7 protein-coding genes are annotated in these 13,644 nt (G+C 72.2%); all 7 read right to left on the bottom strand.

Features of this window, described 5'->3' with window-relative positions; all coding sequences use genetic code 11:
• Position 1: 1 nt before the first annotated feature.
• Positions 2–298: an Asp-tRNA(Asn)/Glu-tRNA(Gln) amidotransferase subunit GatC gene (gatC, locus tag ACFY4B_RS16185; RefSeq protein ID WP_049657766.1), complete on the bottom strand. Its 297-nt coding sequence runs from the start codon at positions 296–298 to the stop codon at positions 2–4.
• A 250-nt stretch (positions 299–548) separates the two neighbouring features.
• Complete coding sequence (locus ACFY4B_RS16180; RefSeq protein WP_079271897.1) at positions 549–2,348, bottom strand: bifunctional diguanylate cyclase/phosphodiesterase; 1,800 nt, start codon at positions 2,346–2,348, stop codon at positions 549–551.
• A 322-nt stretch (positions 2,349–2,670) separates the two neighbouring features.
• Positions 2,671–4,959, bottom strand: a complete 2,289-nt coding sequence (gene ligA / locus ACFY4B_RS16175; protein WP_387968354.1) for an NAD-dependent DNA ligase LigA — start codon at positions 4,957–4,959, stop codon at positions 2,671–2,673.
• A gap of 19 nt (positions 4,960–4,978) precedes the next feature.
• Entirely contained in the window at positions 4,979–5,989 is a 1,011-nt protein-coding gene (locus ACFY4B_RS16170) for a methionine synthase (protein ID WP_387968353.1), read from the bottom strand.
• A 78-nt stretch (positions 5,990–6,067) separates the two neighbouring features.
• On the bottom strand, positions 6,068–8,335 hold the full coding sequence (locus ACFY4B_RS16165; RefSeq protein WP_387968351.1) for a right-handed parallel beta-helix repeat-containing protein: 2,268 nt from the start codon (positions 8,333–8,335) through the stop codon (positions 6,068–6,070).
• A 238-nt stretch (positions 8,336–8,573) separates the two neighbouring features.
• Positions 8,574–10,844, bottom strand: a complete 2,271-nt coding sequence (locus ACFY4B_RS16160; RefSeq protein ID WP_387968349.1) for a right-handed parallel beta-helix repeat-containing protein — start codon at positions 10,842–10,844, stop codon at positions 8,574–8,576.
• A gap of 203 nt (positions 10,845–11,047) precedes the next feature.
• On the bottom strand, positions 11,048–13,336 hold the full coding sequence (locus ACFY4B_RS16155; RefSeq protein WP_387968347.1) for a right-handed parallel beta-helix repeat-containing protein: 2,289 nt from the start codon (positions 13,334–13,336) through the stop codon (positions 11,048–11,050).
• Positions 13,337–13,644 lie beyond the last annotated feature (308 nt).

Genomic DNA, 13,644 nt, shown 5'->3' with positions numbered 1-13,644 from the left:
GTCAGTCCTCCCCGAGGATCTGCGGCACACGGAAACGCTGCTCCTCGGAGGCGGGGGCGCCGGACAGCGCCTGCTCCGGGGTGAGCGACGGCCGCACCTCGTCCGCGCGCATGACGTTGGTCAGCGGCAGCGGGTGGGAGGTCGGCGGGACGTCCTGTCCGGCGACCTCGGAAACGCGGGCGACCGCGCCGATGATCACGTCGAGCTGCTCGGCGAAGTGGTCCAGCTCTTCGGGCTTCAGCTCAAGACGCGACAGCCGGGCGAGGTGGGCGACCTCCTCGCGCGTGATGCCAGGCATGCAGCGATCCTCAGGGTGAGTTCTGGTGAGACCCGGCGGTGCCTTGCGGGCGGAGCCGGGCCCGGGCAGGAGCAGCCGGGTTCGGCGCTCCGTCCTCGTGGTCTTTGGACCCCATCCTATGGGGCCCGTCCCCTACCCCGGCCAACGAGTGATCCGCGGCGGCCGTCGCCGGCGCCCGTCACGCGGGTCGCCGACACCTGTCGCGGCCGTCGCCGGTACCCGTCACGGCCCGACGGCGGCGTCCGACGGGCTACTGCGGCCGGGTGCGGGCCCAGCCCTGCGGCTTGATCTCCCGGTGCGCGGCCTGCACCACCTGGGCCACCGGCGGCAGCGTGGGCGGGATGACCGGCGGCCGGACCGGCGGGAGCGTCGTCGGCGGCAGTGCCGGCGGCCTGGCCGCCGGGCCGATCGGCTTGGCGCCCTGGGCCGGCTGGAAGCCGGCGTGCAGCTGGGGCGGCAGGCCGAGCCGCTCCACCGGCGGGGCGCCGGTGCGGTGCACCCGCAGCCAGGCGGTGGCCTGCTCGGCCGGCAGCGCGGCCGACACCAGCCAGCCCTGGACGGCGTCCACGCCCATGCAGTGCAGCCGCTCCCAGGTCTCGTCGTCCTCGACGCCCTCGGCGACCACGGTCAGGCCCAGCGAGTGGGCGAGCTCCACCGAGCAGCGGACCACCGCCGCGTCGTGGTCGTCGGCGACCATCCGGGAGACGAAGGAGCGGTCGATCTTCAGCTCGCCGACCGGCAGGCTGCGCAGCCGCACCAGCGAGGAGTGCCCGGTGCCGAAGTCGTCCAGGGACATCCCGACGCCGTAGCCGCGCAGTTCGGCCAGGGTGTCGGCGGCCCGCCGGGAGTCGTCCAGCAGCAGCCGCTCGGTGATCTCCAGCTGGAGCGCGTGGGCCGGCACCTGGTGGCGGACGAGGTGGCCGGCCACCCGCTGGGCGAAGCCGGGGTTGAGCACGTCGCGCGGCGAGACGTTGACCGCGACCTGCACCTGGAGGCCCTGCTCGCGCCAGTAGGCGAGCTGGCCGACGGCCGCCTCCAGCACGTAGTCGGTGAGCCGCGGCATCAGGCCGCTGGACTCGGCGAGCCCGACGAACTCGTCCGGCGAGACCTTCCCCTGGCCGGGCCGCTCCCAGCGCAGCAGCGCCTCCAGGCCGACCACCCGGCCGTCGAAGGCCACCTTCGGCTGGTAGTGCAGCTGCACCTCGCCGGTCTCCAGCGCCCGGCGCAGGTCCCCCAACAGCCCGATCCGGTACGGCGTGTCGGCGTCCTGGGTCTCGTCGTACTGGGCGACGCCGCAGCAGCCGCGCTGGGCGTGGCCCATCGCGACGTCGGCCCGGCGCAGCAGCGACTCGGCGTCCTGGGCGTGCTGCGGGTAGACGCAGACGCCGCCGCTGGCCTCCAGGACGAGCAGCAGCCCGTCCAGCCGGATCGGGGCGGCCAGTTCGGCGATCAGCGCCTTGGCGACCCGCTCCAGGCTGTCCGGGCAGTTGATGCCGGGCAGCAGGACGGCGAACTCGTCGCCGCCCATCCGGGCCACCATCGGGCGGCCGCGGCGGTAGTGCCGGGGCAGGCCGGCGAAGACGTCGTCGATGGACTCCCGGGTGGCGCTGCCGGCCGGGCCGCCGGAGCGCAGGGCCCGGTGCAGCCGGCGGGCGATGTGAACCAGCAGCCGGTCGCCGGCCGTATGACCGAGTGTGTCGTTGAGCGATCGGAAGCGATCGAGGTCGAGCAGGATGAGACCGACGCTGTACCCCTGCTCACACTCCGCAATCGCCTCCTGGGCGGCCAGCAGCAGGGCCTGACGGTTCGGCAGATCCGTCAGCGGGTCGGTCAGTTGGTCGCGGGCGCGGTCCCGGGCGATCCGCCAGGCCGCCACCAGCACCGCCAGGGGCACGGCGAACAGCGGCAGCAACTCGGGTTCGTACCGGTAGACCAGGACGGCCAGCGGGATGAGCGGCGCGGCTCCGGCCAGCAGCACGCCGAGCAGCAGGACCGCACCCGCCACCCCCTGCGGCGGGCGTGTGGGCGCACCGCCGGTCGTACGATCCATAAGCCCTGTCCTCCGTCGGGCCCGCCCCGTCAGGCCGCCTTACGGTGAGGCACCGTGCCGGTACCGACAGCTGCCGGGCATGGAGCGACCCCGTGGAACTCCGGTCCAGCCGGCGCCCCCACCCCTGCTGACACTCTGTTGCGCTCCAGGGTATGCCGGGGTCCACCCGGTGGGCAGACTTTCGGACAACCGGAAACGCGCCACCGCGCCCGGGTGCCGCACAGTGACACAATGCCCGCTTTCACGGTGCGGCACCCGGTGACGTTGCATCAGGACGATAACAACACCGATCCGGTCATCAGCCGATCGGGGCGGCTCCGGATCAGTCCTCGACAGTCTCCCCCGCTGCCTCTCCGGCCTCCTCGGGCTCCGGAAGCCCCAGGTGGGCGCGGGCGGCGGACGGTCCGTCGGCGAGCAGGACGGTGAACCCGGCGTCGTCCAGGACCGGCAGGCCGAGCTGAACAGCCTTGTCGTACTTGGACCCTGGGTTGTCACCGGCGACCACAAAATCGGTCTTTTTCGAAACCGAACCGGTCACCTTCGCTCCGCGCGAGGTCAGCGCCTCCTTGGCGCCGTCCCGGGTGTGGCCGGCCAGCGTGCCCGTCACCACCACGGTCAGCCCCTCCAGCGGGCGCTCCGCCTCTTCCTCGTCCGCGAACTCCTCGGTGAAGCGGACGCCGTCCGCCTCCCAGTTCCGGAGGACCTCCTTGTGCCACTCCTCCGCGTACCACTCCTGGATCGAGCGGGCGATCGTCGGACCGACCCCCTCGACGGCCGCCAGCTGCTCCTCGCTCGCCTCGAAGATCTTCGTCAGGTCGCGGAACTCCCGGGCCAGCGCCTGCGCGGCGACCGGGCCGACGTGCCGGATCGACAGACCGTTGACGAACCGCCACAGCGGCCGCTGCTTCGCCGCCTCCAGGTTGTCGATCAGGGCCTGCAGCGACTTCTTCGGCTCGCCCTTGGTGGTGGCGAAGAAGAAGACCTCCTTCTCCTTGCCCGTCTTGTCGTCCAGCTTCGGCATGCCCGTCTTCGGGTCCCGGACCAGCACCTTGATCGGCAGCAGCTTCTCCCGCGTCAGCCGGAAGATGTCGGCCTCGTTGCGCACCGGCGCCTCGGCCGGCTCCAGCGGCTGGGTCAGCGCGGTGGCCGCGACGTAGCCCAGCCCCTCCACGTCCAGGCACTGCCGCCCGCCGAGGAAGGCGATCCGCTCCCGGATCTGGGCCGGGCAGCGCTCCGCGTTCGGGCAGCGCAGATCGATGTCCCCCTCGGCCATCGGCCGCAGCTCACTGCCGCACTCCGGGCAGTGCGAGGGCATCACGAAGGCCTGCTCGGTGCCGTCCCGCAGGTCGTACACCGGGCCGAGGATCTCCGGGATGACGTCGCCCGCCTTGCGCAGCACCACGGTGTCCCCGAGCAGCACGTCCTTGGCCTTGACGATCTCCTGGTTGTGCAGCGTCGCGTACTGCACCATCGAGCCGGCCACCTTCACCGGCTCGGCCAGCACCGCGTACGGGGTGGCCCGGCCGGTGCGGCCGATGCCGACCTTGATCTCCGCCAGCCGGCCGGTGACCTCCTCCGGCGGGTACTTCCAGGCGATCGCCCAGCGCGGCGACTTGGAGGTGGCGCCGAGCCGGCCCTGCAGGGCGATCTCGTCCACCTTCACCACGACGCCGTCGATCTCGTGCTCGACCGAGTGCCGCTGCTCGCCGAAGTGCTTGATGAACGCCCGCACCTCGGCGAGCGTCCCCACCACCCTGTTGTGCCGGGCCGTCGGCAGACCCCAGTCGTGCAGCAGCCGGTAGGCGTGCGACTGGTTGTCGATGTCGAAGCCGACCCGGGCGCCGATGCCGTGCACCACCATGTGCAGCGGGCGGGAGGCGGTGACGTGCGGGTCCTTCTGGCGCAGCGAACCGGCGGCGGCGTTGCGGGGGTTCATGAACAGCCGGATCATCGCCCGGGGCCGCTTGCCCTCCCTGGCGCGCTCCTCGTTCTCCTGCCGGCGCCGCTCGTTCTCCTCCGCGAAGGAGGCGTTGAGCGCGTCGAACTCCTCCGTCGGGAAGTAGACCTCGCCGCGGATCTCCACCAGCTCCGGGACGTTCTCGCCCTTGAGCCGGTGCGGGATCTCCTTGATGGTGCGGACGTTCGCGGTGATGTCCTCGCCGACCCGGCCGTCGCCGCGCGTCGCCGCCTGCGTCAACTGCCCGTTCTCGTAGGTGAGGTTGACGGCCAGGCCGTCCACCTTCAGCTCGCACAGGTAGTGGTAGTCGATGCCGTGCAGCTCGGTGGCGACCCGCTCCGCCCAGGCCGCCAGCTCCTCGTCGTCCATCGCGTTGTCCAGGCTGAGCAGCCGCTCACGGTGCTCGACCTCGGCGAACAGCACGGTGGGGGCGCCGCCGACCCGCTGCGTCGGCGAGTCCGGGGTGACCAGGGCCGGGTGCTCGGCCTCGATCCCCTCCAGCTCCCGCATCAGCACGTCGAACTCGGCGTCGCTGACGACCGGCGCGTCCTGCTCGTAGTACCGGGCCCGGTGGTCGGTGATCTCCGCCGCCAGCTCGGCGTGCCGCCTGCGCACCTCCGCCGGGACGTCCTCCCAGCCCTCGACAGCCGTCACCGCAAGCCCTCCTACGTTCTCATTCCGGGTTGTCCACCAGGCTCTGTGCCGCCCGCGCCGCGGACGACAGCGCCCTGCGCGCGTACGCCGGGGAGGCCCCGGCCAGCCCGCAGGTCGGCGTCACCAGCACGCGACGGCCCAGCAGCTCCGGGGCGAACCCGAGCCTGCGCCACAAGGTCCTGACACCCTGGACACTACCGGCAGGGTCGGACACTGCCTGGTCAGTGGCGGGGACGACACCAGCGAGGATCATCGTGCCGCCCTCCACCGCCTCGCCGAGGTCGTCGTCCTGGCGCTCGGTGAGGAGGGAGAAGTCCAGCGAGATCCCGGCGACCCCGGCCCGGCGCAGCAGCGGGACCGGGACGTCCGGCGCGCAGGAGTGCACGACGACCGGCGCGTCCAGGCTCCCGACCACCTCGCGCAGCACCTCCTCGGCGACCTGCCGGTCGACCGAGCGCAGCCGCTGGAAACCGCTCGCGGTCTTCACCGACCCCGACAGCACGGCCGGCAGCGAGGGCTCGTCGAGCTGGAGGACCACCTCCGCGCCGGGCACCCGCCTGCGGACGTCCGCGAGGTGGCGGCGCAGGCCCTCGGTCAGCGAGCCGGCGATGTCCCGGCAGGCACCGGGGTCGGAGAGCGCCTTCTCCCCGTGCTTGAGCTCGATGCTCGCCGCCAGCGTCCACGGGCCGACGGCCTGGACCTTGACCGCCCCCTGGTAGCCCTGGGTGAACTCCTCCAGCGCGTCCAGGTCCTCGCCGAGCCAGGAATGGGCGCGCCGGGTGTCTCGGCCCGGACGGTCGGTGAACCGCCAGCCGCTCGGCTCGGTCTGCGCGAACAGCTCGACCAGCAGGCCGGCGCCGCGGCCGATCATGTCCGCGCCCGGCCCGCGCGCGGGCAGCTCGGGCAGGAACGGCAGGTGCTCCAGTGCCCCGGTGGAGGTCTTGGCGGCCTCCCGGGCGTCGGTACCGGGCAGCGAACCGACACCGGTGGCGGCGCCACGCAGGTCGGGGAAGGGATGTGGGGTGCTCACCCGCCCGAGCCTACTCAGCCGGACGGCCCCGGCGCCGAGCACGGGGCTCGGCGCCGGGGCCGTCGGGGTGGGGCGGGGTCAGTACGACTGGTAGCCGAACAGGTCGACGATCAGGTGCAGCGGAGCACCGCTCGCGTTGTAGAACGACACCTTGCCGTCCTTGACCGGGACGACCACCTGGTTGGCGATGGTCTCGCCGGGCAGGAAGTTCAGGTTCGAGGCGTTCGGCGCCACGTCACCGTGCGGGTAGACGGTGAGGTGCCCGTCGGTGCCCGGCTCGGTGACCGTCACGTTCAGGGTCAGCGCGGTGACGTTCGACATGTAGGAGAGCGGGATGTCCAGTGTGCCCCACGCCGGGACGGTACCCGCAGGACGATCGCTCTCCTCCCAGTGGGTGTTCTCCCGGGTGTCGACCAGTCGCTGGGGACCGACAGCGCGGTAGCTGACCTTGCCCTCAGCGGTGTAGTAGCCCGCGAGGTCGGCGATCAGGTGCACGGTGCCGCCGGAGGCGTTGTAGAACGAGACCTTGCCGTCCTTCACCGGCACCGTCACCAGGTTCGGGATCGTGCGCCCGGCCGTCCAGTTGAGGTTGGAGGCGCCCGGCGCCTTGTCCCCGTGCGGGTAGACGGTCAGGTGCCCGTCCTGCTCCGGGTCGGTGACCGTCACGTTCATCGTGACGGCGGTGACACCGGTCGCCGGGACGCCCGCGACGGCGGTGACCGGCAGGTCCACGGTGCCCCAGGCCGGAACCGCCTGGGCCGACGGGACGCCGATCGGCGCACGAGTGTCCAGCAGCCGGTTCGGGCCCTCGGCGTGGAACAGCGAACCCTTGGTGCCGTAGTAGCCCGCGAGGTCCGCGATCAGGTGCACCGTGCCACCGGAGACATTCTGGAACGACACCTTGCCGTCCTTCACCGGCACCGTCACCAGGTTCGGAATCGTCCTCCCCGCAGCCCAGTTCAGGTTCGACGAGTTCGGCGCCGCGTCACCGTGCGGGTAGACGGTCAGGTGCCCGGCCTCCTGCGGGTCGGTCACCGTCACGTTCATCGTCACCGCCGTCACCCCTAACGCCGGAACCCCTGCCACACCCGCGACCTGCAGGTCCACCGTTCCACCAGCCGGCACGGCCTGTGCCGCCGGGACGCCGATCGGCTGGCGGGTGTCCAGCAGCCGGGTCGGACCAGCCGGGGTGAAGGCACTACCCACGTCCAGGTTCTCGTAGGCGCCACGGTCCCGGATCCCGCTGCCGGTACCGGTGTTGGCCACCGTCACGTCGTCCACCGCGGAGTAGCCCGCACTGTCGGTCGGCAGCATGCCGGGAGCGTTCTCGTCCGCCGAGTCGACCGTGTGGTCCAGCGGCGCGTCCGGGCCCTTCTGGATCCCGAACGACTGGGCCACGAAGTCGTGCACACCCTGGCTCGTAGCGGCAGTGAACGCCTGCTGGGTGACATAGGCAGTACCGGCCCAGCTGTAGGCCGCACCATCGCTGCGAGAGTCGACCACGTTGTAGTCGACCTTCGTCCCGGCGGTCGCCGCCTGCGCGACGGAGATCCCCGTGGCGTTGGTGGCACTGGCCCCGCAGGACTTTTCGCCATCTGCGGAGGTATCCACCACGTTGTTCTCGACCACCGCACCCGTCGAGGTGCCGTCCAGCACGATCCCGGCGAAGCAGCTCGTGGCCACCGTGTTGCTCACCACGACAGTGTTCGGCGCGTCCTTGACCAGGATGCCGCTCCTGTTGTCCGGGACGTTGGGCGACAGCACGTTGGTAGTCAGCACCGTTCCGGTGGAACCTCCGTCCACCAGAATCGCTGGGCCTGCCGTCATGACGTGGGCGCGCCCGACCACCACCTTGTCGGACCCACCGGTGATCCGAACGCCGGTGCCGCCGGAGATGGTCACGTTGTCGAACACCACGTCCCGGGCGCCGTCCACCACGATCGACGGCTTCTGTTGGCCTGGCATCATCAGCAGGTTCTCAAAGCGGACGTGCTGGGCACCTGTGACGAAGAAGCCGTTGATCGGCTTGGCCCACGTGCCGATCTGGACGCCGACGCCTGGGCTGAGGTCGTTCTTCATCTCTCGGAAGGTGATCGGCGCCTCTGCGGTGCCCGACCGGGTGACGGTCAGGTCCTCGTTGTAGATGCCGTCCGCGATGGCCACCGTCTGGCCCGGCTGGACGGCGGCCGCCGCCGCGCCGATGGTGCAGTACGGGGCCGACTGGGTGCCGCTGCCGCCGTCGGTGCAGTTCGCGCCCGCGGCGTTGTTGACGTAGAGCGTGCTGCCGGCCGCGGCCGCGCCGCTCGCGGAGACGGCCGGCAGGCCGACCGCCCCGAGCAGCGTCACGCCGGCGGCGAGAGCTGTACGGAATCTGGAAATGGGAACCCCCCAGGGCACTTTGAAACACTTGTGACGCATTTCGACCCCCCGGCGTCGGGAATAGATCGTCCGGAGAGCGTCCGGATCATTCCACGGCGCGGGAACCGGCGCCAAGGAGGTTTCCGCGAACCTCCGGACCGGACGGCGACGGCCCCCGGGACCGGGCACGGGGCCTGGTTCCGGGGGCCGTTCGTACGGAGCGGGGTCAGTACGCCTGGTAGCCGAACCTGTCGACCACGAGGTGCAGCGGGGCGCCGCTGGCGTTGTGGAAGGAGACCTTGCCCTTGCTGACCGGGACGACCACCTGGTTGGCGACGGTCTCCCCGGGCAGGAAGTTGAGGTTGGAGGCGTTGGGCACCGTGTCGCCCTGGGGGTAGACGGTGAGGTGGCCCTCGGCGCCGGGCTCGACGGCCGTGACGTTCAGGGTCATTCCGGCGAGGTAGGGGTAGTTCACGAGGTCGAGGGTGAGGGTGCCCCAGGCCGGGACGGGTGCGCTGCCGCCCGGCTGGACGCGGGTGTCCAGGAGCCGCTCGGGGCCATCGGGGTGGTAGCTGATCCTGCCCTCGGCGGTGTGGTAGCCGGCCAGGTCGGCGATCAGGTGCACGGTGCCGCCGGAGGCGTTGTAGAAGGACACCCTGCCGTCCTTCACCGGGACGGTCACCAGGTTCGGGGTGGTCCGGCCGGCCGTCCAGTTGAGGTTGGAGGCGTTCGGGCGCTGGTCGCCGTGCGGGTGGACGGTGAGGTGGCCGTCGGCCTGCGGCTCGGTGACCGTGACGTTCATCGTCACGGCGGTGACGCCTTCGGCCGGGACGCCCGCGAGGCCCGCGACCGGGAGGTCGACGGTGCCCCAGGCGGGCACGGCCGCCGCCGACGGCACGCCGATCGGCGCCCGGGTGTCCAGCAGCCGGGTCGGGCCCTGCGGGTGGAACAGCGAGCCCTTGGGGCTGTAGTAGCCGGCGAGGTCGGCGATCAGGTGCACGGTGCCGCCGGAGGAGTTGTAGAACGACACCGTGCCGTCCTTCACCGGCACCGTCACCAGGTTGGCGACGGTGCGCCCGGCCGTCCAGTTCAGGGCGGAGGTGTCCCACGGGCGGCTGCCGTGCGGGTAGACCCGCAGGTGGCCGTCGACGCCCGGCTCGGTGACCGTGACGTTCATCGTCACGGCGGTGACGCCTTCGGCCGGGACGCCCGCGAGGCCCGCGACCGGGAGGTCGACGGTGCCCCAGGCGGGCACGGCCGCCGCCGACGGCACGCCGATCGGCGCCCGGGTGTCCAGCAGCCGGGTCGGGCCGGCCGGGGTGAACGCGCTGCCGACGAAGGAGCGTTCGGTCGCGCCGCGGTCGCGGGTGCCGCTGCCCGTACCGGTGTTGGGCACCGTCGGGTCGTCGACGGGCGCCCTGCCCTCGGAGTCGGTCGGGAGCATGCCCGGGGCGTTCTCGTCCGCCGAGTCGACCTTGGGGTCGGCCGGCGCGTCCGGGCCCCGGTCCACCAGGCTGGGCGCCACGATGTCGTGCTCCCCCTGGCCGGTGGCCGCGGTGAAGGCCTCCTGCGAGGTGTACGGGCCGCCGGCCCAGCTGTAGGCCGGGCCGCCGCTGCGCGGGTCGACCACGTTGTAGTCGACCTTGCTGCCGGCGGTGGCGTCCGGCCCGACGGTGATGCCGATGGCGTCGGCGGACCTGGCGCCGCAGGCCCGCGGGCCGTTCGCGCTGTTCACCACGTTGTTCTCGACCACGGCGCCGGCCGAGCCGCCGTCCAGCACGATGCTCCGGGAGCAGGGCGCGTTGACGGTGTTGGCCACCACCACGGTGTTCGGGGCGTCCTTCACCACGATGCCGGGCACGGTCCCGGGTCCGGACCCGGGCTTGTACACCTGGTTGGTGGTCACGACCGTGCCGGTGGAGCCGCCGTCCACGGTGACCGCCGGGTCCTGGTAGGAGCCGATCCTGCCGCGCGCGAAGCGCACGTCGGCGGAGCCGTTGGTGACGTGCAGGGTGGCTCCCTCGGCGATGGTCACCTGGTCGAAGGAGACGTCGCGGGCCCCGTCCACCAGGAGGGTGCTCTTCGGGGCCGCGGTGAGGTAGAGGTTCTCGAAGCGCAGGTGGTCGGCGCCCCGGACGACGAACCCGTTGACGGGAGTCTTCTGGTCGCCGATCATCGGGCCCGAGCCCCCTGGGCCGGTGACGCCGCGGACGGTGATCGGCGCCCCGGCGGTGCCCGACCGGGTGAAGGTCAGGTCCTCGGGGTACGTGCCCTCGCCGATCTCGACCGTCTGGCCCGGCTGGACGGCGGCCAGCGCCGGAGCGATGGTGCAGTACGGCGCCGACTCGGTGCCGGTGCCGCTGTTGGTGCAGCCGGTCGTGCGGTGGACGTGGAGGGTGGTGCCCGCCGCGGCCGCGCCGCCCGCGGAGACGGCCGGCAGGCCGACCGTCCCGAGCAGCGTCGCACCGACGACGAGAGCCGTGCGGATTCTGGACAAAAGGAGCCCCCCTGGGCGCTGTTGAGCTTTGGTGACGCTTTTGCCCTCGCTTGATCCGTCCTTGATCGACTTGAGGGCGGAGCGGATCATTCCACAGTCGAACGGTCGTGTCAGTACGTCGCACGGGCCGCCGCCGTACGCGAACGGCCCCCGGAACCGAGCGCGGGGCTCGGTTCCGGGGGCCGTTTTCCTACGGGACGGGGTCAGTACGCCTGGTAGCCGAACTCGTCGACCACGAGGTGCAGCGGAGCACCGCTCGCGTTGTAGAACGACACCTTGCCGTCCTTGACCGGGACGACCACCTGGTTGGGGATCGTCTCGCCCGGCAGGAAGTTCAGGTTCGAGGCGTTCGGCGCCGCGTCCCCGTGCGGGTAGACGGTCAGGTGCCCGTCGGTGCCCGGCTCGGTGACCGTCACGTTCAGGGTCACCGCCGCGACGGCCGGACCGTACGGGATCGGCAGGTCGAGGGTGCCCCAGGCCGGGACGGCCGGTGTCCGGAAGCCCGGGTCGCGGGTGTCCATCCAGCGCTGGGGGCCGTCGGGGTGGTAGCTGACCCTGCCTTCGGCGGTGTAGTAGCCGGCGAGGTCGGCGATCAGGTGCACGGTGCCGCCCGAGGCGTTCTGGAAGGACACCTTGCCGTCCTTCACCGGCACCGTGACCAGGTTCGGAATCGTCCTCCCGGCAGGCCAGTTGAGGTTGGAGGCGGTCGGCGTCGCGTCCCCGTGCGGATAGACGGTGAGGTGCCCGTCGGCCTGCGGCTCGGTCACCGTCACGTTCATCGTCACCGCCGTCACCCCGGACGCCGGGACCCCGGCCACCGCGGTGACGGGCAGGTCCACGGTGCCGTACGCCGGAACGGCCTGCACCGCCGGGACTCCGATGGGCGCGCGGGTGTCCAGCAGCCGGGTCGGGCCCTGGGCGTGGAACAGCGAACCCTTGGGGCTGTAGTAGCCCGCGAGGTCGGCGATCAGGTGCACGGTGCCGCCCGAGGCGTTCTGGAACGACACCTTGCCGTCCTTGACCGGCACCGTCACCAGGTTCGGAATCGTCCTCCCGGCAGACCAGTTGAGGTTGGAGGCGGTCGGCGTCGCGTCCCCGTGCGGATAGACGGTCAGGTGCCCGTCGGCCTGCGGCTCGGTCACCGTCACGTTCATCGTCACCGCCGTCACCCCGGACGCCGGGACCCCGGCCACCCCGGTGACGGGCAGGTCCACGGTCCCCCCGGCGGGGACGGGCTGCGCCGCCGGCACGCCGATCGGCTGGCGGGTGTCCAGCAGCCGGGTCGGGCCCGCCGGGGTGAAGGCGCTGCCGACATCCGCGTTCTCGTAGGCGCCGCGGTCGCGGAAGCCGCTGCCCGTACCGGTGTTGGGGACCTTGGGGTCGTCCACCGCGGCGACGCCGCCGATGGCGGTCGGCAGCATGCCCGGGGCGTTCTCGTCCGCCGAGTCGGTCACGTGGTCCGGCGGCGCGTCCGGACCCTTCTGGATCGACGACGGCGCGACGAAGTCGTGTACGCCCTGGCCGGTGGCCGCGGTGAAGGACGGCTGGTCGCCGTACGCCGTCCCGGCCCAGCTGTAGGCCGCGCCGCCGCTGCGCGGGTCGACCACGTTGTAGTCGACCTTGGTGCCCGCGACGGCGTTCGGGCCGACGGTGATCCCGGTCGCGCGGGCGGTCTGGTCGCGGCACGGGTTCATGCCGTACAGGGAGGTGTTCACCAGGTTGTTCTCGACCACCGCGCCGGTCGAGGTGCCGTCCAGCACGATCCCGGCGAAGCAGGACGAGTTGACGTTGTTGGCCACCACGACGGTGTTCGGCGCGTCCTTGACCAGGACCCCGGTCATGTCGGGCCCGGCGTAGGGCATGAGCGCGTTGGTGGTGACGACCGTCCCGGTGGAGCCGCCGTCCACGGTGACCGCCGGGCCCCGCACCCTTCCGACGTCGCCGTGTCCGAGGAGCACCCGCTCGGAGCCGTTGGTGACGTGGATGCCGGTTCCACCGGTGAGGTAGGCGTTGTCGAAGGAGACGTCACGGGCGCCGTCCACCAGCACGGCCGCCTTCTGGGGGACCGCCGCGACGGTCAGGTTCTCGAACCGGACGTGCTCGGCGCCCCGGACGACGAACCCGTTGACGGGCCTGTCCCCCGTGCCGATCTTGGTGAGGCCGCCGCCGTTGTTCTCGTCGGGCGTCCTGCTGGCGCGGAAGGTGATCGGCGCCTCGGCGGTGCCCGACCGGGTGACGGTCACGTCCTCGATGTACGTACCGTCCGCGATGTCGACGGTCTGGCCCGGCTGGACGGCGGCCGCCGCCGCGCCGATGGTGCAGTACGGCGCCGACTGGGCGCCGCTGCCGCTGTCGGTGCAGTGCGCACCCGCGGCGTTGTCGACGTGGAGCGTGCCGCCCGCCGCGACCGCACTGCCCGCGGAGACGGCCGGCAGACCGACCGCCCCGAGCAGCGTCACGCCGACGACCAGCGCTGTACGGAATCTGGACACAGGAGCCCCCCGTGGGCAACTTGAAGCGTGGATGACGCTTTCGACCCCCCCGCCGTCCGGAGCCGGTCGGCTGGAAGGCGGAGCGGATCCTGCCACGGCCCGGGGCCCGTGCCAAGACGGATTTCACAGCTCGCGGAAACACGCGGACGGCCCCGGCGCCGAGCGGGGTGCTCGGCGCCGGGGCCGTCGGGGCGGGCGCGGTTGCGTGTACGGGTCAGTACGCCTGGTAGCCGAACAGGTCGACGATCAGGTGCAGCGGAGCACCGCTCGCGTTGTAGAACGAGACCCTGCCGTCCTTGACCGGGACG

Origin of the sequence: Kitasatospora sp. NPDC001261, from assembly GCF_042896795.1 — a bacterium.
GTDB lineage: Bacteria > Actinomycetota > Actinomycetes > Streptomycetales > Streptomycetaceae > Kitasatospora.
Note: the sequence above shows the minus strand (reverse complement) of the source record. Positions and strands in the feature narration are given on the sequence as shown.

Bases quoted from the DNA above. Each gene is read 5' to 3' on its own strand.
- gatC (WP_049657766.1), bottom strand. From the start codon at position 298: ATGCCTGGCATCACGCGCGAGGAGGTCGCCCACCTCGCCCGGCTGTCG.
- ACFY4B_RS16180 (WP_079271897.1), bottom strand. From the start codon at position 2,348: ATGGATCGTACGACCGGCGGTGCGCCCACACGCCCGCCGCAGGGGGTG.